We start from the raw sequence: 21,296 nt of genomic DNA, 5'->3' as shown, positions 1-21,296 counted from the left end.
ACGAAATTTCCTTAAAAACGTCCTCACGGGGTTCACATGAGATTGGCAAACATTCTGGCCGCGGCCTCCGCGGCTATCGTTATGCTCGCCGCGACTTCGGCGCAAGCAGCGGAAACGATGGAAAAGGTAACCATTGCATGGCTGCCTATCATGCAGACGACGGCCTTTTACGTCGCGATGGAAAACAAGCTGTTCGAGAAGGCGGGCATCGAAATACAGTCGGTCCGCTTCGAAAACCCGAATCAGATCGTGGACGCGCTCGTGTCCGGGCAGGCTGATGTCGGCGCACCCGGCACAGCGGCGGGCATCACAGCGCTGGCCGAATCGCGCTTTCCCGGCAGCTTCAGGATATTCGGGCTGGAGGGTGGGGGGAACAAGGCCGGCCGCATCAATGATGGCCTGATCGTCGCGAAGAATTCGTCCATCCAATCCTTCAGGGATCTGAAGGGCAAGAGTCTTGGGCATCTGCCGGGCGTACAGTGGCGCACTATCGCCCGCTACATGGTGAGGCAGGCGGGCCTCGACCCGGACAAGGATGTCCGTTTGCAGGACATTGCCACGGGCCTGCAGGTGCCTTCCGTGGTGTCCGGCGCTGTCGATGCGACGCTGTCGCTGGAGCCGGTCGGTTCGATCGCCGTGGCGTCGGGAGAGGCGAGACGCGCGATGACCAATCCGGCTGAAACCATGGTGGCCGACCCCTTCTATTCGGGCGTCTCGGTGCTGACTACCCGTTTCATCAAGGAGAGGCCTGGGACTGCCCGCAAGATCGTAGCCGTGCTTGACGAGGCTACCCGCATGGCCAATCAGTCGTTCGACACCTATCGCCCGGTGATTTCCAGATATACCGCCATCAAGCCGGACCAGGTCGGTATCGTGGCCCAACCCTATCTGCGCGCCTGGAATGAGATCGACGCGACCGATATCGCGTCTTACCAGGCACTCGTCGATGTGTTTCAGAAGGAAGGTGTCCTGAAGAAGCATGTCGACGTCTCATCCCTCATCCTGACCAGCAAGGACTTTGCAAAATGAGCAGTTCAAACGTGATCAAGACTTTCCGTGCCGCAGTTGTACAGACCTTGGCGGAACTCGGCGACCTGCCGGCCAACATCGCGCTCGTGAAACGATACGTTGCAGAGGCCGTGCGTCAAGGGGCACGACTCGTAGTGTTTCCCGAGTGCATGAACTCGGGATACCTGTTCGACTCGGCCGAACACTGCCGGCAGCTGGCTGAAACGCTCGACGGCGCCTACTGCGAAGCACTTGCCACATTGTGTCGCGAACATGACATCTACGTTGCTTCGGGTTTCACGGAAGAAGGCGCCGACGGCAAGGTCTATAACACCGCGCTGTTGTTCGACCCGGACGGCGAACTGATCTGCCACTACCAGAAGCAGTTCCTCGCGACTCACGACCAGAACTGGTTCGAAGTGGGCACCAAGGGCAATCCGGTGGTGGACACGGAGCTGGGGCGCATTGGTCTGCTGATCTGCTTCGACGGCCGGATTCCTGAAATTGCCCGTTGCCTCGCCGCGCAAGGTGCCGAAGTGGTGCTCGACATGGCGAATTTCTTCGCCATGGACCAGGCCGAGATGTGGGTGCCGGCGCGGGCCTATGAGAACGGCGTGTGGTTCATCGCGGCGACCAAGGCGGGCGTCGAGCGCAGCATCTACTATCCTGGCGGCAGCATGATCGTCGCGCCTGATGGTCATGTTCAGGCCAGAATCCCCTACGACATGCACGGGGTTGTGTCAGCCGATATTGTGGTGGGCACGCAGAGCGCCCGCAGCTGGCAATTTGGCGGGGAAAAGATGCGGGATCGCCGCCCGGACGCCTACCGAATCCTTGCGACGGACTTCAAGCGCACCCCGTTGAACGCGATTCTCGAGGAGTCTGTCGTGCCGGAAACACGTACCACGAAGGTCGCCGCCATTCAGGCGCATGTTGCGAGAGACCACTCGCTGGACGATGCGGTGGAGATGGTTGAACATGCGTGCCGCCTCGGAGTAAAGGTCATTGCGCTTCCGCTGTATTTCGGCGCGACGGATTGGGTGTTATCCGCGGCGAGCGCGCGTGCACAGGCGCAGATGGCGCCAGCACTGATTGAGCGGCTTACCGGAATCTGCGCGCGCTACGATGCGCTGGTGATCTTGCCCGGCGTCGGAGAATATGAGGGGGAGTTGTATCCGGAAGCTATGCTGCTGGACGGTTCCGGCATGGTAGGCCGCCAACGTCAGGTGCACTTGGGGCCGCGGGTAAGCTCATGGGCACAGTCGGCCGCCGAGGGCTTCGCGGTCTTCGACACGCGATATGGCCGTCTCGGCGTGCTGGTCGACTACGACGGCATGTTCCCTGAGTCGAGCCGGGTGCTGACGCTCATGGGCGCCGAAATCATTGTGTGGTGCTGCGCATGGGAGCACCCGAATCAGCGGCGCTTGTTGGCTGTACCCAAAGCGGAGGATAACCGCGTCTATCTGGTCTGCGCAAATCGTACCGACGCCCCTTATCCGGGCGGGTCATTCGTTGTGCCGCCCAATGGATTCCCTGCCTGGGACTTTGAGCAGGTCGCGGTTCCGACGTCGCGCTGGGGGGCGGTGATGCCAGCCTATGCCAATCTCGCGCTGTCACGTCAGAAACGGATGATCCCCGGGGTGGACATGGTGCGCAATCGTCTCGTGCAAACCTATTCCGTCCTGACGGACGCGTCATAGCGTGACCGGTGCGCGTAAGGGGATGTCATGGTCATCACTGATATTGATCTACGGTTGTTGCGGGTGTTTCGGGCGGTGGTCGAGTCGGGAGGATTCTCGAACGCGCAGATGGTGCTAAACGTTAGCCAGTCCACGATTAGCACACAGATGGCACAACTGGAGACAAGACTTGGCGTCACGTTATGTCACCGTGGACGAAGCGGCTTCAGTCTCACTGTCGAGGGCGAGGCCTGCTATCGGCACGTCGTCGATCTGTTCAAGTCGATCCACGCGTTCCAGATGCATGCGGACGAGTTGCGCGGCGAACTCAGTGGTGTTCTGCGCGTTGCTTTCCTCGATAACGTCGTCACAGATCCTGACTCGCCGCTGCGCGCTTTGTTTGCAGGCTTCGTCGGGCATTCCGGCAATCGGGTCCGTCTTGCGCTAGATGTATTGTCGCCGCAGGAGATGGAGCGCCGACTGCTGGATCACACGCTCGACGCGGCGATCGGCATTTTTTATGGCCGATTGCCGTCTCTCGAGTATCGGCCGCTCTACCGGGAGACGGACAGCCTTGTTTGCGCGCGTAATCATCCGCTCGCAGCGGGGGGCAATCCGGAGGCGCTGCGTCAGGCAATTCCCGGGGCACGCAAGGTGGTGCGCGGATTTCTCGGTCCGCTCGAATTCCCGCAGCACGACGCGCATACCGACGACACGAATGCCGTGGTGACGAACGTCGAGGCGGCCGTCCATCTCATACTGACGGGTGCCTATATAGGGTTTCTGCCACGACACTACTCACGGGCGTGGGTCGGGCGTGGTGAACTGATCGAGTTGCTACCCGAGCATTTCGTTCGACACTCCGATTTCTCTCTGGTGACCCATGTGAACGGTGCGCACCAGCGAGCGATTCAGGCGTTCATTGACTGTCTCGGCCCGGTGCAACGCGGCGGACTGCCTACGGGTCCCCGCTAGGCTCGGGATGCGAACGCAGAGCTGGTCCGGCTGGCGTCCATATCGCCTGCGTCAATGCAAACATTGAGACACCACTATTTTTCGACCATTTTGGGTTCGTTACGATCGGCTCCGTCATTTCACCATTACCTGTTACCTAACAGCACAAGCCGGAGAACCTTTGATGCGAACACTCGTCGCAGCGCTTTTGTCAGTCACGTTTCTGCTAGTCGCCGGAATCGCCGAGGCCAACGCCGGACAGGCGTTGACAAAAGTGAAGGTCGGCCACCTGGTCGCGCTCGACATGGCGCCTCTTTTCGTCGCCAAGGAAAGCGGCTGTTTTGCGCAAAACGGACTGGATGTCGATACGGTATTTTTCGCGAACCCTGGCGATAACAACGCCGCGCTCGCTGGCGGCAAGATCGACTTCAGCATCAATCCGTTCACGCTGCCGTTCTTCGCAGCTAATAGCGGCGTGCCGATTCGCGTGATTTCAGCTGCCGGGGGCTGGGGCGTGATGGAAGTGATTGCCAGCCAGCAGTTGGGCTTCAGGTCGTTCGGCGATCTGAAAGCGTATATCAAGGCAGGCAAGCCGAAACTGAAGATCGCGACGCTGCAGGGCGACACACTGGAGTTGATTCTCACGCGCGAGTTTGCTCGCAATGGCATTGACAGTAAGGACGTCGAGTTTGTCTACTTTAATGACCTGCTCGCGATGGTCGAAGCATTTCGTACAGGTCAGGTGGATATGCTGAGCCACATCAAGCCCTATACAACCGAGATGGTCGCAACGAAGGGCGCGACTGTGCTTGCGAACAACGCGCAGGCCTGGACACTGCATACGCCGAATACGGTTGTTAGCGTACTCGACGAAACTTTGACTCACCGTCCGCAGGTCGTGCACGCATTTTTGAGGGGACTCGTCTGCGGAGCAGATTTGATCAACCGGACCCCAGACCAGGCGGTGGCGTTGCTATCCAAAGGACACTACTTCAGGGTTTCGCCCGCGGTTCTGCTGTCCTCGTTCAAGTCCGCGCCGGCACCCATCTCGTTCGTGCCTGATGTGAATGCGATCCAAAGCGTCGTGTCGGACCTGACAAAGCTCGGCTACATCAAGGGCAATGTAACAGCGAAGGATATCTTCAGGCTTGACATGATCAAGTCGATCGAGCAGTGATCATGCATCGACAAGCCGGTAATCCACCCTCCTGGCTACCCCTCGTGACGGGATGGCTGTCGCTTGGCTGTGTGCTTATGGTGTGGGAGTGGGCAGGGCATTCCAGCGGTTCGGCGCTTGCCGCGATCCTTCCGCCACCGAGTCAGTTTTTGCGAGCGATCGCGCAGAGCGATTTCAAGGTCGGACTCGGGTCGCAGGCCGAGTCGATCTACGCGTCGGTGCTATCGACATTCGCACGCGTGTTCGCAGGGATGGCGCTGGCCTTCGTCGCCGCGGTGCTGACAGGCGCGCTGCTGAGCCTGTCGCGCGTTGCAACCTGGAGCCTCGGCCCGATATTGCGGCTGTTGGCGCCAATTGCTCCGATTGCGTGGATCCCCACCGCGATTGTCGTGTTCGGCATTGGCAATACGACGGCAGTGTTCATTGTCTTCATGGGCGTGTATTTCATTCTGACCATTGCGACGCTCGCAGAGATTGAACGGGTACCGCAGGAATTTCTCACGGTCGCCGGCAATCTCGGCGCGAACGCGCCGCAGCGCTGGCTGTGGGTGGTCCTGCCGGCGATCCTGCCGGGCGTCTTTACGCTATTGCGCACGAATTTCATCGCCGCCTGGATGGCAGTGCTGGTGGCGGAAATGGTCGGGCTGCGCGACGGTCTCGGCGCAATCATCATGATGGGGCGCAACCTCTTTAATAACGATCTCATCATGTTCGGCATGGTGGTGATTGGCCTGTCCGGTTTTCTGGTGGACAAGCTGCTTGGCTTCGTCGCCCGCTACATCCTTTGGTGGAAGCTCTGAATGTTGACGCACACGCAACCTTGGGACGCGTTCCGCGTCGAGCATCTAAGCGTGGACTATGGTGGGCGTCCGTCCCCGATAAAAGATCTGTGTCTCGATCTGCGCGCGGGCGAAGTGACCTGCGTGCTCGGCAAATCAGGCTGCGGGAAAACGACCCTGCTCAAGGCACTGGGCGGGTTCGTCCAGGCGGAGCCGAGTGGCGGCGTGCTGTTCCGCGGGCACTATCTGCGCGGCCCGACGCCGGAGATCGTGATGATCTTCCAGGAAAACAACCTGTTCCCATGGCTGACCGTGAGCCAGAACATAGGCTTCGCACTCAAGTTCCGCCCGTCGCCGGGCGCGGGCAAGGAGGCCGCGATCAGGCAGATGCTCGATACCGTGGGTCTCGCCGATGCGGCGCGCGCCTATCCGCACCAGCTTTCCGGCGGCATGCGCCAGCGCGCGGCGATTGCGCGTGCGCTCATCACCGAGCCGCAGGTGCTGCTGCTCGACGAGCCGTTCAGCGCGCTCGACGTCGGCTTGCGAAGGCGCATGCATGTCCTCATGCGCGACCTGTGGCAGCGTACCGGAAAGACGATGGTGATGGTGACGCACAACATCGAGGAGGCGATCCTGGTCGGTCATCGCGTCATCGTGCTGGGAGGTCGTCCGGCCCGCGTGCTGTTCGATGCCGATACTCGCGCGCCCGACATGAGAGACCGCTATGCACCCGCGTTTCTCGACCTTCAGAAGCAGCTCGAAAGCTATATCGACTGAGAGGACGGTAATGAACGGGATTCACGACATGGGGGGGTTGCACGGATTCGGCGCAGTCGAAGTCGAGCGTGATGAGCCTGTCTTTCACGCGCGGTGGGAAGGTCGGGTTTTTTGCATGACCCAGATTCTCGACACCACAGGTATCTGGAGCCTCGATGAACATCGTCACGAGATCGAGCGGCTGGATGCGGCAGACTACCTCGCGGTTGGTTATTACGGCCGATGGCTGCTTGCCATGGAGCGACTGCTGGAGCGCAAGAACATACTTCGCGGGGAAGAGGTGGGGCGGCGCATCGAGGAATATCTTGATGACGCCTGCGGCACTGTTCCCCTTGAGCCCCACACGCGAAACTGGCCGTTGCCTGACGCCATGAAAATTCGCTGGGGTGCATGGCGCAAGGAGGTCGAGGTGATGCCACGCTATAACGTCGGCCAGCGTGTTCGCGTTCGCAACCTTCATCCCGAGGGCCATACACGTGTCACGGCGTATACCCGCGGCAAAACCGGGACGATCGCGATTGTCAACGCCCAAGGCTGGGTCTTTCCGGATACGCGCGCGCATCATCGCGGCGAAAACCCTCAGCCTGTCTACAACGTGCGGTTCGACGCGTACGAATTGTGGGGGCCCCAAGCCGAATCCAACGTTTTTACGCAGATCGATCTGAGCGAGGACCATCTTGAACCCGTTGACGGAGAGCCGGTATGACACATCGACCGAGTAGGGAAAAACCGTGGCAGGCGGTTCGCACGGAGGCGATCGAAAGCTTGCTGAACGAAATCGGCGTGCTCGAATCCGCGCGCGTCGATCAGATTGTCCGGTACTACGAAGAGACAGTGGGTCCGAAGAACGGCGCTCGTGTGGTAGCGAAAGCCTGGACGGATCCGACCTTCAAGGCGCGCTTGCTTGCAGACGGCCTTGCTGCATGCGCCGAACTCGGTATCGGTGGCCCGGAAACCGAAATGCTGCACGTTGTCGAAAACACCCCGGCGGTTCATAACGTCGTGGTATGCACGCTGTGTTCATGCTACCCATGGCCGATCCTCGGATTGCCGCCGGCCTGGTACAAGTCGAGTGCGTACCGTTCGCGGCTCGTACGCGAGCCCCGTCGCGTGCTGGAGGAGATGGGCCTCGCACTTGGCGCTGACGTCGAGATTCGCGTCTGGGATTCGGTTTCGGAGATTCGCTATCTGGTCTTGCCCGAGCGGCCGTGCGGAACGGACTTGCTCGACGTGGAGGCACTCGCGGCGCTCGTCACACGCGACGCCATGATCGGCGTCGCACATGTCGTCGCGTAGGCCAGCGATCGTGCAGATTGGTTAAAGGAAAACCAGATGAAACCGGAAGATGTACTGGTGTGTAAATCGCTCGTCGAATTTCGTGATCTCGAGGCGCTCAGCTTTCCGACACCGTGGTCGGCGCGTGCATTCGGCCTTGTTCTGGCCGCAGCAGAGCGCAAGGTATTTTCGCTGACGGACTTCCAGCAGAAGCTGATCGAGGAAATTGCCGCGTTCGAGCGACAGGTCGGTCCCATCGACAGCGATGAAGTGTATTACTCGCGCTGGGTCGCTGCGCTCAGCGGACTGCTTGAACTGAAAGGCGTGTTCGGGGATCACAGTTTGATGGCCGCCGAGGAAGCGGTTCGTGCTGCGCTTGCGGCAAATGCGCACGATCATGACCACGAGCATGGCATCGACCATGCCATCGACCATGCTGACATGAAGCTTTCGCCTTCACCGATCAATCGGGAGTGTGGGCAATGAGAGTGTGTGGCATGCCTTACGATTTCCCGGTTACGGGCGATTTCAATCCGGCGGCAACGGCGCTCGTCGTGATCGACATGCAGCGCGACTTCTGTGATCCACTTGGTTATATGGCGATGCGCGGAGGCGATATCGCGGCCGCCCGGAAGATCGTTCCGCGCATCCAGGAGGTCCGTGACCGCGCGGCTGTGGCAGGTCTCAAGATTATCCATACCCGTGAAGGTCACCGCGCGGATCTCTCCGATCTGCCAGAGAGCAAGCGGCTGAAGACCGCGCGTGCCGGTGCGGAAATCGGCAGTTATGGACCGCTCGGACGGCTGTTGATACGTGGCGAAGCAGGCTGGCAATTCATTCCAGAACTGGAACCCCGGCCTGGCGAGATCGTGATCGACAAGCCCGGCACGGGGGCTTTCCATGGAACGGACCTGTATCACCTGCTGATTACGTCGAGAATTTCGAATCTCGTGCTGGTGGGCGTCACAACTGGCGTGTGTGTAACCTCCACGGCACGCGAGGCGAGCGACCGCGGGTTCAACGTGCTGGTGATCACCGATTGCTGCGCGGAACCTGACCCGCAAGAACATGAGATCGCCTTGCGCCTGTTGCAGATCGAAGGAGGTTATCTGGCTACAACCGCTTCAATGCAGGACATCCTGGTCTGTCTAAGCGAAGTGACTACGCCATCCGATCCGTGATGGACGTGCAGTTCCGTGAGATCGATCTTATTGGCGCCAACGGCAAGTTGTGTTCCTGTACGCATTTTCTCGATATCTGGCGCAGTTTCGACGTCACTGTGCTGTTCATCACCCATGGCCAGGACGAAGCGATCTTTCTTGCCGACCGCATCGTGGTCCCGAAGGCCAATCCGGGTGAGGTGCAGGAGTTGATCCAGGTGCCCGTGCCGCGGCCCCGCGACTATTCGCAGGTTACGTCGCCGGCGTCTCTCGCAATCAAGGCGCGGCTCGAGGCATTGATCCACCCGCCCACGGCCGCGCACGACGACGAGGATGTTTCACGACGTGCATGTCAACCGTCCGATTCGGTAGCACTCCACCCTTGAACGGCACTTCCCGTGCGCAGGAAGGTTTAGTTTGCGCTGTGCTGCGTCGTCGTTGCGACGAGTGCCGGCGTTGCGGTCACTTTAGCCTGTTCATCGCGCGACCATCCGCCGCCGAGCGCATGCAGCAACTGCACGTTCGCGCTTAGCTGGCGTGTCTGGATGTCGAGCAGGCTGCGCTGTGGGTCGAGCTACACGTGTTCGAGCACAGTGTTCTGGACGGAGGTGCGCTCTTCGTCTGTCAGCACGAATTGCTCGGAGAAGTTCACGAGAATACAGATGCCATTGGACCCGGCGTCGATCAGGAAGTCTATCGCACGCTTTTGACCATCAAGGTCGAGGCACCCCCTGTCGTCGAACACGATGGGCGCGACCGGGAATACGCCGCGGTAGATTGCGCTTGCCATGTAGTCCTCCATCTGTGTACTTTTCGGCAATTGACGATTGGCCCGACTATACGCCCCAAAATTTGAAGCCGCATATTGAAAGCTTTTTTCTTATCAGATAACTTTTCCGATTCGGGCTGCAAGCATGGTCAAACGATGAAAACAACTGTCGAAGTATTGATGTCGAGGCTGCGCATGAAGCAACTTCAGTTGCTCATCGCTCTTGTGACGACCTTAAGTCGCTCGACGGGTTCCGCGACGAGCCCGACGTGTGTCCGGATTTGCGGGGGCTCGACAGCGTCGTGCTAACTCCGCATATGGCGAGCGGCACGTCTCCACCCGGCAGGCGACGGCGGACCTGACGTTCGACAATCTCGATGCTCACTTCAGCGGGCGCGTGCATCCGACTCCGGTGCCCTGCTACGACACAGTCGTGCACGATGGGAGGTCGAGCCGTGCCGCCCGGCGGCGCGACCGACCATCACGAGCGATGGCACTGTGGCATTCAATGAAGTTTGACGTGCGGCGCGGTTCGCTTAAGCAGCAACCGGCCGAACTCGCTCAGCATCGTCGGCAGCGCGCCGATCACAACCTGGCGGTGCATCAGATGCAGGCTCATATACATCGCGCGTGCAAGCTGTCCCTCGACGAAAAGGCCTTTCCCGGACAGCACGCCCATCAGGCTGCCTACCCCTTCCGCGCGTCCCACTGAAACGAGCGACCCACGGTCGCGATATTCGAACGGCCGTTGAGGACTCAGCCGCCCCTGAATCCGTGATGCGAGTTCCGTGCACAGGTACCTCGCCTGTTGATGTGCCGCCTGTGCACGAGCAGGCACGAACTTCGATTGTGCTGTCCATGGTGCCTGAGCGCAGTCGCCGAGCGCGAACACATGCTGATCGTCGCTGCAAAGGAATGCATCGACCACGATCTGGTTCAAGTGGTTTGTCGCGAGCCCGACAGTCTTGAGAAATGCGGGGGCTTCGATGCCGGCAGCCCAGACGCAGATATCCGCTGGATAGAAATTGCCGGCCGCGTCCTCAAGGCCGTGACGGTCGACGCTCGCCACGCGCACACCAGTCCTGCAACTGGTTGCGGGTTTTCGACGGCCGTGGAATTTGTCTGCAAGCCGGGCCAGGACTGGATTTCAGGTCAGAGTAGCCAGATCGGCTAAAGTCCAGATTTCTGGACGCAGCGAATGACCCGAAGCCCATACTGGCAAGAGATTCCAACAAGATTGCGCCTGGAGCAGTTCGAGCAATTTGTCTGGCCGCATCTGAGCCTGGGCCGTCGCGGACCTCCCCCCACGCTGGCCTTGCACAAGATCTTCAACGGTTCCGTCGCATTAAGGCAGGCAGGACAAGCAAAGGCGATATGCGAAGGATAGCTTATGAAACTAACGAGTAAAATTGCTGGGCGGCAGACAGCGGACTGTTGCCAGAACATTGCAGCTGTCCTTTCTTGATCATGTGCATTAATTCGATGCCACTCAGAATGACACGCGCACAGTTGAAATCCTTGAATCCGAGCATCGGTCGGGTTCGGCGTTTGATGGCCCGATGGTCCTGCTCCACGATGTTGTTCAAATACTTGATCTGACGAACCTTGATGGGCATGTTGCGCTCGGCATTCACCGCGTTAAGCGCGGCCAGATTGGAGCCGCTTTTGTCGATGGTCACCGTCTCGGGCGAACCGTTCTGACCGATTGCCTTTTCGAAGAAGCGTCGCGCAGCAGCCTTGTCCCGCCTGGCTCTGAACAGAAAGTCAATGGTATTGCCCGCCTTATCCACCGCACGGTAAAGATATTTCCACGAGCCCTTGACCTTGATATAGGTTTCATCAACCCGCCAGCTCTTGCCGACCGGACGCTTGTACTTGCGAAACGTCTTTTCAAACAGCGGCACCAGCTTGATGACCCAGCGATGTACCGTCGAATGGTCGACGTCAATGTCACGCTCAGCCAGCATTTCCTCAAGGTTCCGAAGACTCAGCGAGTAGGCCACGTACCACCGCACGCACAGCAGCATCACTTCAAGGGGATAGTGCAGCCGCTTCAGAACCTTGGCGATGGCCGGAGCAAGCGTAGTTCGTGGTGTCAGTGTCTTCTTCATCGTGCGAACAAAGCGTTTTCATCAGCCTCGAAGTTTACCTCCCCCGCGTTAATGCGACAGAGCCCAGCAGGTCGCCGCGCTTCTTTACGACGGCCCGTGGGTGGCCGAGCGCCGCGCCGCGCTCGGCACGTTTTTTATGACACATCACCACGATATCGACACAACCGTCGCGAAGGTGATCGGCCAGGCGGAGCGTTTCGATGCGGCCGCCGCGTTCGACGGGCAGTACGTGCTTGCGAGGCTGGCGCGCCAAGCTGCAGCGCTTTTCGAGCATGCGGACGTGCTGATCGTGCCGACCACGCCGACGCACCCGACCATCGCCGACGTGCAGGCCAATCCCGTGGAGGTGAACAGCCGTCTGGGCGTCTATACGAACTTCGTCAATCTGCTGGATCTGTGTGCGCTCGCCGTGCCCGGCGTGCCGCGCGCCGACGGTCTGCCTGCGGGCGTGACGCTGATCGGACCATCGGGCGCGGACCAGCAGCTCGCGGTGCTCGGCGCGCGCATTCAGGCGCTGTTCAGCGAAGCCGTCGAGCAACGCGATGCCGACGCGATCGCGAGCCAGCCGCTGCCGATCCAGGAACCGGTCGTCATGCTCGCCGTGGTCGGTGCGCATCTGCGGGGCGAGCCGTTGAACTGGCAACTGCTGCAAGCCGGCGCGCGCTTCGTCGAAGCCACGACGACTGCGCCTTACTACCGGCTCTATGCACTCGCCGGCACATTGCCGCCGAAACCCGGCCTCGTGCGCCGGACGGACGACGCGGCAGGAGGCGAAGCCATCGCTATCGAACTGTGGGAAGTGCCGCTGCGCACCTTCGGCGCGTTCGTCGCCGCCGTGCCCGCGCCGCTCGCCATCGGCACGCTCGAGACCATCGACGGACGCAGCGTGAAGGGCTTCGTCTGTGAGCCCTCGGCGATCGCGCACGACGCGGGCGCCCTCGACATTACCGCTTACGGCGGCTGGCGCGCGTATCTCGCGCACCGCGCGCCACAGCCGAACGCCTGATGCCCGTCATCGGAAATCGAGCATTCAGAACGCAGTGATCGATCAACTCAAGGAAACTACACCATGACTCAACGTCGCGACTTCATCAAGCAGGCGGGCGCGTTCGCGCTCGGCAGCCTGCTGCCGCTCGAAAGCGTGTTCGCTGCCGAAAAGCTCACCGTCGGCGTGATCTACGTCGGCTCGAAGGGCGACTATGGCTACAACCAGGCGCAGGCCCAGGCCGCCGCGGTCATCAAAAAGATGCCGAACATGAAGGTGGTCGAAGAAGAAAATGTGCCCGAAACGGTGGCCGCGCAGAAGTCGATGGAAGCAATGATCGAGCAGGACGGCGCGACGCTCGTTTTCGCCACCTCGTTCGGCTACTTCGATCCGCACGTGCTGAAGATGGCGGCCAGGTACCCGAAGGTGCGTTTCGCGCATTGCGGCGGCCTCTGGAAGCAGGGCAACCCGTCGAACATCGCGAGCTACTTCGGCTACATCGACGAATGCCAGTACCTGAACGGCGTCGTCGCGGGCCACATGAGCAAGAGCAAAAAGCTCGGCTTCGTCGCGGCCAAACCGATTCCGCAAGTGCTGCGCAACATCAACGCGTTCACGCTCGGCGCGCAGTCGGTCGATCCGTCCATCACGACACACGTCATTTTCACGGGCGACTGGTCGATGCCGGTCAAGGAAGCCGAAGCGACCAACAGTCTTGTCGATCAGGGTTGCGACGTGCTGACCTGCCACGTCGACGGTCCGAAGGTCGTGATCGAAACGGCGGAGAAGCGCGGCGCGATGAGCTGTGGTTACCACGCGAGCCAGGCGGCGCTCGCGCCGAAGGGCTATCTGACGGGCGCCGAGTGGGACTGGGCGACGCCGTACAAAACGCTCGTCAGTGACGCGCAGACCGGCACGCCGCAGCCGAACATTCTGCGCGGCGGCCTCAAGGAAGGCTTCGTGAAGATGTCGCCCTATGGCGCCAGGGTGACGGCCGCCGCGAAGACCAAAGCCGACGCCGTCAAGGCGCAGATGATGGCCGGCCAGTTCGTCATCTTCAAGGGCCCGCTGAAGGACAACAAGGGCGGCACCGCGATCGCGTCCTCCACGGTCTACGCTCAGACCGATATCACGCTCGAGAGCATGAACTATCTCGTCGCGGGTGTGGTGGGCCAGATCTGATCCAGCGTGCTGACAGCGCAATTCGCGCAACTGAAGGAGAGACCATGCGTGCTCATGCTTCCACGGTGACGTCGCCCGGCATTGCCCGCGCGCTGCTCGGCGTGCTGCCCGCACTGCCGACGCTCGCGGCGGTCGCCGGCACGCTGCTGCTGTTCGCGATCTTTCTGCTCGTGCAGGGCCAGCCCGCGGGCGACGCGATCGTGCTGATCGCGCAAGGCGCATTCGGCTCGGCGTTCGCGTGGCAGAGCACGCTGCTGCGCGCCGCGCCGTTGATGCTCACCGCGCTGTGCGTGGCGCTGCCTGCGCAGGTCGGCCTGATCGTGATCGGCGGCGAGGGCGCGCTCGCGCTCGGCGGACTCGCTGCGGCCGTCACGCCGCAACTGCTGCCGCACGGCACGCCGTGGTTCGTCGCGACGCCCGCGATGGCGCTGGCGGGCATGATCGTCGGCGGTGCGTGGATCGGCACGGTCGGCGCGCTGCGGCAGTGGCGCGGCGTGAACGAGACCATCAGCTCGCTGCTGATGTCGTATATCGCGATTGCGTTGTTCAAGCATCTTGTCGAAGGGCCGTTGCGCGATCCGGCGAGCCTGAACAAGCCGTCGACGCTGCCGCTGCCCGATGCGTTCACGGTCGGCTCGCTGCCCGGACTCGATGTGCATTGGGGACTCTTCTGGGGCGCGCTCGCGTGCGTCGGCGCGTGGATCTTCGTGCGTCACAGCACCAAGGGTTTCGCGATGCGCGTGACGGGCGGCAACGCGCGCGCCGCGCGCCTCGTCGGCCTGCCAGTCAACTCGCTCGCGTTGACCGCATGCGTGCTCGGCGGCGGCGCCGCGGGACTCGCCGGCATGTTCGAAGTCTCGGCGGTGCAGGACAGCGCGAACGCGTCGCTGCTCGCGGGTTACGGCTACGCGGGCATCCTCGTCGCATTCGCTGCACGGCAGAATCCGCTCGCGATCATCGCGTGCGCGCTGATGATCGGCGGCATCGAGGCGAGCGGCAGTCTGCTGCAACGCCGCCTCGATCTGCCCGACGCAACGACGCTCGTCTTGCAAGGGCTGCTGTTCGCAAACCTGCTCGCGTGGGAGGCGCTCGGCGGCCGGCTCGCCGCGTGGCGCGTGAAGTTGCAGGCGGTCGCGCAATCCGGACTGCCGCATCCGCTGGAGCAAACTCATGCTTGATCTGCACTCGCCCGTTGCCGTGTTGCTGCTCTCGCTCTTTGCGGGCGCGATTCGCGTCAGCACGCCGTATCTTTTCGTGAGCCTCGGTGAATGCCTGACCGAGAAGGGCGGTCGCGTGAATCTCGGGCTCGAAGGCATTCTCGTGTCGGGCGCGATGAGCGGTTACGCAGGCTCGTACCTGACCGGTTCGCCGTGGCTGGGCGTGCTGATTGCCGGATGCGCGGGCCTGCTGCTCGGCTGCCTGCACGGACTCGCCTGCTCGCTGCCGCGCGTGTCCGACATCGCGTTCGGTATCGCGTTGATGCTGTTCGGCACCGGCCTCGCGTTCTATCTCGGCAAGCCGTTCATCGAGCCGCAGGCGGCGATGCTGCGCTCGTTCGACTTCGGCGCGTGGAGCGCATCGCCGCAATTGCATAACGCGCTGCATGTGAATCCACTCTTCCTGATCGGCGTCGTGCTTGCGTTCGTTCTGCAATGGGGTTTGCGCTCCACACGCTGGGGCATGACGCTGCGGCTCGTCGGCGAAAACGCGGAGAGCGCGCGGGCGATGGGCTATCCGATCACGCGCGTACGCATCGCGGCGACGGCGGTCGGCGGATTTTTCGCGGGCGTCGGCGGCGCGTATCTGTCGCTCGTTTATCCGGGCAGCTGGAACGAAGGACTGTCGAGCGGTCAGGGGTTGATGGCCGTCGCGCTCGTGATCTTCGCGCGCTGGCAGCCGCTGCGCTGTCTGTGGGCGGCGCTGCTGTTCGGCGCGGCCGGCGCACTCGGCCCCGCGCTGCAGGCGATCGGCGTAACGAGCGGCTACTACCTGTTCAACGCCGCGCCGTACGTGCTCACGCTCGCAATCATGATCGTCAACTGCCGGCCGGATCGAACGCTCGCAGGTGCGCCCGGCGAACTGAGTCTCACGCGCTGAAACCGCCGAAGCGATCCACCTACTTTTCGTCTCACCGGAGTCCGACATGACCCGTTTCATCGAAGCCCGACCGTATCCGTGGCCCTACGACGGCGCGCTTTGCGCCGACAATACGGCGCTCATCATCATCGACATGCAGACGGACTTCTGCGGCATCGGCGGCTATGTCGACAAGATGGGCTACGACCTGTCGCTGACGCGCGCGCCGATCGAACCGATCAGCCGCGTGCTGGCAACGATGCGCGAGCAGGGTTTCACCATCATCCATACCCGCGAAGGACACCGGCCCGATCTGTCGGATCTTCCCGCCAACAAGCGCTGGCGCAGCCGCCGCGCGGGCACGGACGGCATCGGCATCGGCGACGACGGTCCGTGCGGCAAGATCCTCGTGCGCGGCGAACCGGGCTGGGACATCATCGACGAGCTCGCGCCGCTGCCGGGCGAGATCGTCATTGACAAGCCGGGCAAGGGCTCGTTCTGCGCCACCGATCTCGAACTCATTCTGCGCACGCGCGGCATCGTCAATCTGGTGCTGACCGGCATCACGACCGACGTGTGCGTGCATACGACGATGCGCGAAGCGAACGACCGCGGCTTCGAATGCACGGTTCTCGCCGACTGCTGCGGCGCGACCGACAAGGGCAATCACGACGCGGCACTGAACATGGTGCTGATGCAGGGCGGTGTGTTCGGCACGGTGTCGGATTCCAGCGCGCTGATTGCGGCGCTCGGACGCTGATCATGTCGACGCTCGCCAGCATGAAACCGCTGCTGTCACACACCGGCGCGCTCGGCATCGAGGTGCTCGGCGCGAGCAAGCGCTTCGGTGCTTTCCGCGCGCTCGACGACGTGACGCTGAAGGTGCGCGCAGGCACGCTGCACGCGCTGCTCGGCGAGAACGGCGCGGGCAAGAGCACGCTCGTGAAAGGTCTCGTCGGTTATGGCGTGCTCGACAGCGGCCAGATCGCCGCGGACGGCCGCGAAGTGCGCATTGCTTCGCCCCGCGATGCCCAGGCGCTCGGCATCGGCATGGTGTACCAGCATTTCACGCTGGCGGCGGGTTTGTCGGTGGAAGAGAACCTGCTTCTCGCGCGTGGCCGGATGCCGTGGAAAATCGACTGGCAAGCCGAACGCAAGGCGCTCGGCGCGTTCATGCGCGGCATGCCGTTCCGGCTCGCACTCGACACGCCGGTGTCGAGTCTCGCGGCCGGCGAAAAGCAGAAGCTCGAAATATTGAAGCAACTGTATCTGCGTCAGCGCTTCCTGATTCTCGACGAACCGACCTCGGTGCTGACGCCGCAGGAAGCGGACGAAGTGCTGGGCCTCATGCGCGATCTCGCGACGCGCAGCGAACTCACCGTGCTGATGATCACGCACAAATTCCGCGAAGTGATGGCCTACGCGGACGACGTCACGGTCCTGCGCAAGGGCCGCTTAGTCGGCAGTTGCGCGGTGCGCGACACCGACCGCGACCGCCTCGCATCGTGGATGATGGGCAGCGACGCCGGTTTCGACGCGCGCGCGACAGCCGGCATCGACGACGTTCGGCCTGCGCGCCGGCCGCTTGTCGCCGATGCGCCGGTGGCGCTCGAACTGTCGGCGCTGACGGTGGTGGACGATCGCGGACACGTGGCGGTGCGCGATGCGTCGCTCGCGGTGCGCGCGGGCGAGATTCTCGGCCTGGCGGGCGTGTCGGGCAATGGCCAGAAGGAGCTTATCGAGGCGCTGGTCGGCCAGCGGAGCGTGCGATCGGGCGACATGCGCGTGAAGGGAGAAGCGTACCGCGCGACGCGCGAATCGATGACGCGCCTGAAAGTCTTCGCGTTGCCCGAGGAGCCGCTGCGTAATGCGTGTGTCGCGAATCTGAGCGTCGCGGAAAATCTCGCGTTGCGCGACTTCGATCGCGCGCCGTTGCGCGCGGGCGGCTGGCGGCTCAACCGTCGCGCGTTACGCGAACGCGCCGAAAAGCGCGTTGCCGAGTTCAACGTGCGGCCGCCGGTGCCGGAGCGCGCGATCGGCACGCTGTCGGGCGGTAACGTGCAGCGCGCGGTACTGGCTCGCGAACTCGGCCAGCCGGTCGATGTGCTGATCGTCGCCAATCCGGTGTTCGGCCTCGACTTCGCGTCGGTGGCCGATATACACGCGCGCATTCTCGCGGCGCGCGACGCGGGCGCGGCGGTGATGCTGGTGAGCGAAGACCTCGACGAATTGCTGGAACTGGCCGACCGCATCGCAGTAATCGCGGAAGGGCGGCTCGTTTTCGAAACCGCAGTGGAAAACGCGGACCGCGTGGTGCTCGGGCGCCACATGGCGGGCCACAACGACGATCGGCAACCCGAAGCGGCGGACACTGCCGCCGCCTTTCATGGAGCATGACAGATGAGTTCGAGTGGACTCGGCGGATTGAACCGCTCGCCCGCGGGCGTCGTAATCGGCCTCGTGCAATTGCAGAATCCCAATGTAGAAACGCCCGCGCAGCTCGCGGCGCAGACGCAGCGCGTGGTCGAACTGGTCGGCAAAGCGCGGCGCAACAACGCGGCGATGGATCTCGTCGTGTTTCCGGAATACGCGTTGCATGGCCTTTCCATGCGCACCGACGACGCCATCATGTGCAGCCTCGACGGCCCCGAAGTGGCCGCGTTCAAGGCGGCGTGCGTTGAGCACCGCATCTGGGGCTGCTTTTCGATCATGGAGCGCAATCCAGGCGGCAATCCATACAACAGCGGATTGATCATCGACGACCAAGGCGTGATCCAGCTTTACTACCGCAAGCTGCATCCGTGGGTGCCGGTCGAGCCGTGGGAGCCGGGCAATCTCGGCGTGCCGGTCTGCACCGGGCCGCGCGGCGTGAAGCTCGGCCTCATCATCTGCCACGACGGCATGTTTCCGGAGATGGCGCGCGAAGCCGCCTACAAGGGCGCAGAAGTGATTCTGCGCACGGCGGGATACACCGCGCCGATCCGCCACGCGTGGCGCATCACCAATCAGTCGAACGCGTTCCAGAATCTCGCGCAGACGGCGAGCGTCTGTCTGTGCGGCAGCGACGGCACGTTCGATTCGATGGGCGAGGGCATGTTCTGCGATTTCGACGGAACGGTGATGGTGGAGGGCAGTCATCGCCCGGACGAGGTCATCGTCTGCGAGATGCGGCCCGATCTCGTGCGCGAGGCGCGTATCCATTGGGGCGTCGAAAACAACATCTATCAGTTCGGACACCGCGGCTACGTTGCGGTGAAGGGCGGCGCGCAGGATTGCCCCTATACGTTCATGCATGACATGGTGCGCGGCGAATATCGTTTGCCTTGGGAGGCCGAGGTGCGCGTGACCGATGGCACTCCTTGCGGCTTCGCACCGCCGGAACGCATTTACAAGGGTTGACTGCCATGCCGACCGTCAACCAGGCGTTACCGTCGCCGTTCGCGTTCGAGCCGTCGAAGACGGCGCTCGTCGTGATCGACATGCAACGCGATTTCATCGAGCTGGGCGGATTCGGCGCGGCGCTCGGCAACGACGTGTCGCTGCTCGCGGACATCGTCCCGGATGTCGCGCGGCTGATCGCGCATGCGCGCACCCACGGCTGGCACGTTGTGCACACGCGCGAATCGCACGTGCCTGATCTGTCCGATTGTCCGCCGGCGAAACGTCTGCGTGGGCAGCCGAGCGCGCGCATCGGCGGCAAAGGGCCGATGGGACGCATACTCGTGCGAGGCGAACCGGGTAATGCAATCATCGACGCGCTCGCGCCGATTGACGGTGAACTGGTGATCGACAAGCCGGGCAAGGGGGCGTTCTACGCGACGCGGCTCGGCGAAGAGCTTGCGATGCGCGGCATCACGCATCTCGTGTTTGCGGGCGTAACGACTGAAGTGTGCGTACAGACCTCGATGCGCGAAGCGAATGATCGCGGTTACGACTGTCTCGTGATCGAAGACGCGACCGCGAGCTACATTCCCGCGTTCAAGGAAGCAACGCTCGCGATGATCCGTTCGCAAGGCGGCATCGTCGGCTGGACTGCGACGCTCGAACAATTGCTGGAGGCCGACGCTTGACCACACCGCCTGTCATCAACGACCCGGCGATCGTCGCCGAAGTGACCGCCGTGTTCGAAGCCTACGAACGCGCGCTGGTCGATAACGACGTCGACGCGATGAACGCGTTGTTCTGGGACGCTCCGGAAACGGTACGCTATGGAATTGCAGAAATCCAGCACGGCGGCGAGGAGATTCGCGCGTGGCGGGAATCGTGCGTGCCGGTGCCGGCTTCGCGCAGACGGCATCGCACGGTCGTGACGACGTTCGGCCGCGACTATGCGACGGTCAGCACCACGTTCACCAGCGACGCCACGCCGCTCGTCGGCCGTCAGATGCAGTCGTGGGCGCGGCTTGGCGCGCACGATGCGCCGTTCGGCGGCTGGATCGTCGTTGCTGCGCACGTCAGTCTGATCGATGCGCCCGATCAACCCGACGTGCAAGCCGCCCACGGGAAACGCGGACAATGCCGGGACGATTTGCAGGAGACTGGTCATCAAACCCAAACGGCTGACCGAAGCTAAAGACCCGATCGACGAATCCGACGACGTGGCGCCTGATGCGTCGAAAATCGTCTATGGCGCGAACCCGCTTGCCGAGCAGGTGTACCTGCAACTCAAGCAGGACATTTTCGACTTCCGGCTGTTTCCGGGCGATCGCTTCTCGGAGACTGACATCGCGCAGCATTACGGCGTGTCGCGCACACCGATGCGCGACGCGCTGTTCCGTCTGCTACGCGAAGGCTATCTGGAAGTCGGCTTCCGGCGCGGCTGGAAAGTGTGCAACATCGACTTCGAGCGGCTTGACCAGCTGTACGACCTGCGCATCGTGCTCGAACTGGCTGCTATAGAGCGCGTGACGAGCGGCTCGAACAATCGCGCGATCGACGCGCTCAAGGCCATCTGGTGCGTGCCGCGTGACGCACGCGAGACCGATCCGGCGCGCATGTTCCGGCTCGACGAAGGTTTTCATCGCGGGCTGGTGGAAGCCGCGGGCAACACCGAAATGCTACGCGTGCATAACGAAGTGACCGAGCGCATTCGCATCGTGCGACGCCTCGATTTCCTGAAGCCGCATCGCACCGACGCAACCTACGACGAGCACGCCACGATGCTCACGCTGATCGAACGCGGAAAGCTCGCCGAAGCAGGCATTATGCTGCGCGCGCATGTGACGCAGAGCAAGCTCGAAGTCCGCAAGATCACTGTTTCGATGCTCGCGCAGGCGCGGGACAGCAAGTTGCCGTTTGTGAGTTGAGGGGCTCCGGTGCAAATAGCGCGCGTGCGAATCGGTTAAGGTGTCGGACTGAACAAAT

General features: G+C 62.3%; 21 protein-coding genes and 4 pseudogenes. 21 read left to right on the top strand and 4 right to left on the bottom strand.

The window, feature by feature from the left end:
• Positions 1–42 precede the first annotated feature (42 nt).
• The 11 genes and pseudogenes from OKW43_RS32155 to OKW43_RS32105 all read left to right on the top strand — a co-directional run.
• Positions 43–1,029, top strand: a complete 987-nt coding sequence (locus OKW43_RS32155) for an ABC transporter substrate-binding protein (RefSeq protein WP_429452145.1) — start codon at positions 43–45, stop codon at positions 1,027–1,029.
• Entirely contained in the window at positions 1,026–2,708 is a 1,683-nt protein-coding gene (locus tag OKW43_RS32150) for a carbon-nitrogen hydrolase family protein (RefSeq protein WP_429452143.1), read from the top strand. Before OKW43_RS32155 ends, OKW43_RS32150 begins: the two co-directional genes overlap by 4 nt.
• A gap of 27 nt (positions 2,709–2,735) precedes the next feature.
• Positions 2,736–3,662 carry a LysR family transcriptional regulator gene (locus OKW43_RS32145; RefSeq protein ID WP_429452141.1) on the top strand — a complete coding sequence of 309 codons (927 nt, stop codon included), beginning with the start codon at positions 2,736–2,738 and terminating at the stop codon, positions 3,660–3,662.
• Between the two features lie 163 nt (positions 3,663–3,825).
• Positions 3,826–4,818, top strand: a complete 993-nt coding sequence (locus OKW43_RS32140; RefSeq protein WP_429452139.1) for an ABC transporter substrate-binding protein — start codon at positions 3,826–3,828, stop codon at positions 4,816–4,818.
• Positions 4,819–5,069: 251 nt separating this feature from the next.
• Positions 5,070–5,618 carry an ABC transporter permease gene (locus OKW43_RS32135; protein WP_429452137.1) on the top strand — a complete coding sequence of 183 codons (549 nt, stop codon included), beginning with the start codon at positions 5,070–5,072 and terminating at the stop codon, positions 5,616–5,618.
• Positions 5,619–6,374, top strand: a complete 756-nt coding sequence (locus OKW43_RS32130; RefSeq protein ID WP_429452135.1) for an ABC transporter ATP-binding protein — start codon at positions 5,619–5,621, stop codon at positions 6,372–6,374.
• 10 nt (positions 6,375–6,384) lie between these two features.
• Complete coding sequence (gene nthB / locus OKW43_RS32125; RefSeq protein WP_429452133.1) at positions 6,385–7,080, top strand: nitrile hydratase subunit beta; 696 nt, start codon at positions 6,385–6,387, stop codon at positions 7,078–7,080.
• The gene (gene nthA / locus OKW43_RS32120) at positions 7,077–7,670 is read left to right on the top strand and encodes a nitrile hydratase subunit alpha (RefSeq protein WP_429452131.1); all 594 of its coding nucleotides are present in this window, start codon (positions 7,077–7,079) and stop codon (positions 7,668–7,670) included. Before nthB ends, nthA begins: the two co-directional genes overlap by 4 nt.
• Positions 7,671–7,706: 36 nt before the next feature.
• Positions 7,707–8,135 carry a nitrile hydratase accessory protein gene (locus tag OKW43_RS32115; protein ID WP_429452129.1) on the top strand — a complete coding sequence of 143 codons (429 nt, stop codon included), beginning with the start codon at positions 7,707–7,709 and terminating at the stop codon, positions 8,133–8,135.
• An 11-nt stretch (positions 8,136–8,146) separates the two neighbouring features.
• Positions 8,147–8,830, top strand: coding sequence for a cysteine hydrolase family protein (locus OKW43_RS32110; RefSeq protein WP_429452127.1), 684 nt, complete (start codon positions 8,147–8,149; stop codon positions 8,828–8,830).
• Positions 8,827–9,195 (top strand): annotated as a pseudogene (locus OKW43_RS32105) (hypothetical protein); the annotation flags it as partial. The gene OKW43_RS32110 and the pseudogene OKW43_RS32105, both read left to right, overlap by 4 nt.
• Positions 9,196–9,386: 191 nt before the next feature.
• Here the strand turns inward: OKW43_RS32105 and OKW43_RS32100 are convergent.
• From OKW43_RS32100 to OKW43_RS32085, 4 genes and pseudogenes are all read right to left on the bottom strand, one after another.
• Positions 9,387–9,599 (bottom strand): annotated as a pseudogene (locus tag OKW43_RS32100) (dihydrodipicolinate synthase family protein); the annotation flags it as partial.
• 484 nt (positions 9,600–10,083) lie between these two features.
• The gene (locus OKW43_RS32095; RefSeq protein ID WP_429452578.1) at positions 10,084–10,257 is read right to left on the bottom strand and encodes a hypothetical protein; all 174 of its coding nucleotides are present in this window, start codon (positions 10,255–10,257) and stop codon (positions 10,084–10,086) included.
• Between the two features lie 183 nt (positions 10,258–10,440).
• Positions 10,441–10,647: pseudogene (locus OKW43_RS32090) on the bottom strand (FAD-dependent oxidoreductase); the annotation flags it as partial.
• A 319-nt stretch (positions 10,648–10,966) separates the two neighbouring features.
• Entirely contained in the window at positions 10,967–11,689 is a 723-nt protein-coding gene (locus OKW43_RS32085; protein ID WP_429452125.1) for an IS6 family transposase, read from the bottom strand.
• A gap of 64 nt (positions 11,690–11,753) precedes the next feature.
• On the opposite strand from OKW43_RS32085, the pseudogene OKW43_RS32080 reads away from it, so the two are divergent.
• The 10 genes and pseudogenes from OKW43_RS32080 to OKW43_RS32035 all read left to right on the top strand — a co-directional run.
• Positions 11,754–12,695, top strand: a pseudogene (locus OKW43_RS32080) (allophanate hydrolase-related protein); the annotation flags it as partial.
• A gap of 63 nt (positions 12,696–12,758) precedes the next feature.
• Positions 12,759–13,856: a BMP family ABC transporter substrate-binding protein gene (locus OKW43_RS32075; protein ID WP_429452123.1), complete on the top strand. Its 1,098-nt coding sequence runs from the start codon at positions 12,759–12,761 to the stop codon at positions 13,854–13,856.
• A 44-nt stretch (positions 13,857–13,900) separates the two neighbouring features.
• Positions 13,901–15,034 carry an ABC transporter permease gene (locus OKW43_RS32070; protein WP_429452121.1) on the top strand — a complete coding sequence of 378 codons (1,134 nt, stop codon included), beginning with the start codon at positions 13,901–13,903 and terminating at the stop codon, positions 15,032–15,034.
• Positions 15,027–15,953, top strand: a complete 927-nt coding sequence (locus tag OKW43_RS32065) for an ABC transporter permease (protein ID WP_429452119.1) — start codon at positions 15,027–15,029, stop codon at positions 15,951–15,953. The genes OKW43_RS32070 and OKW43_RS32065 overlap by 8 nt, the downstream gene beginning before the upstream one ends.
• A gap of 46 nt (positions 15,954–15,999) precedes the next feature.
• Complete coding sequence (gene biuH, locus OKW43_RS32060; protein ID WP_429452117.1) at positions 16,000–16,692, top strand: biuret amidohydrolase; 693 nt, start codon at positions 16,000–16,002, stop codon at positions 16,690–16,692.
• Positions 16,693–16,694: 2 nt separating this feature from the next.
• Positions 16,695–18,329 (top strand): ABC transporter ATP-binding protein, encoded by a 1,635-nt coding sequence (locus tag OKW43_RS32055; RefSeq protein ID WP_429452115.1) that lies wholly within the window; start codon positions 16,695–16,697, stop codon positions 18,327–18,329.
• 3 nt (positions 18,330–18,332) lie between these two features.
• On the top strand, positions 18,333–19,331 hold the full coding sequence (locus tag OKW43_RS32050) for a formamidase (protein ID WP_429452114.1): 999 nt from the start codon (positions 18,333–18,335) through the stop codon (positions 19,329–19,331).
• A gap of 5 nt (positions 19,332–19,336) precedes the next feature.
• Positions 19,337–20,002 (top strand): cysteine hydrolase family protein, encoded by a 666-nt coding sequence (locus OKW43_RS32045; protein ID WP_187639349.1) that lies wholly within the window; start codon positions 19,337–19,339, stop codon positions 20,000–20,002.
• Entirely contained in the window at positions 19,999–20,505 is a 507-nt protein-coding gene (gene hpxZ, locus OKW43_RS32040) for an oxalurate catabolism protein HpxZ (protein WP_429452113.1), read from the top strand. The genes OKW43_RS32045 and hpxZ overlap by 4 nt, the downstream gene beginning before the upstream one ends.
• Positions 20,408–21,238 carry a GntR family transcriptional regulator gene (locus OKW43_RS32035; RefSeq protein ID WP_312893014.1) on the top strand — a complete coding sequence of 277 codons (831 nt, stop codon included), beginning with the start codon at positions 20,408–20,410 and terminating at the stop codon, positions 21,236–21,238. Before hpxZ ends, OKW43_RS32035 begins: the two co-directional genes overlap by 98 nt.
• The last annotated feature ends 58 nt before the right edge of the window (positions 21,239–21,296 follow it).

Origin of the sequence: Paraburkholderia sp. WC7.3g (assembly GCF_050436345.1) — a bacterium.
GTDB classification, from domain to species: domain Bacteria; phylum Pseudomonadota; class Gammaproteobacteria; order Burkholderiales; family Burkholderiaceae; genus Paraburkholderia; species Paraburkholderia podalyriae.
This window is presented reverse-complemented; position numbering and strand designations above follow the sequence as displayed.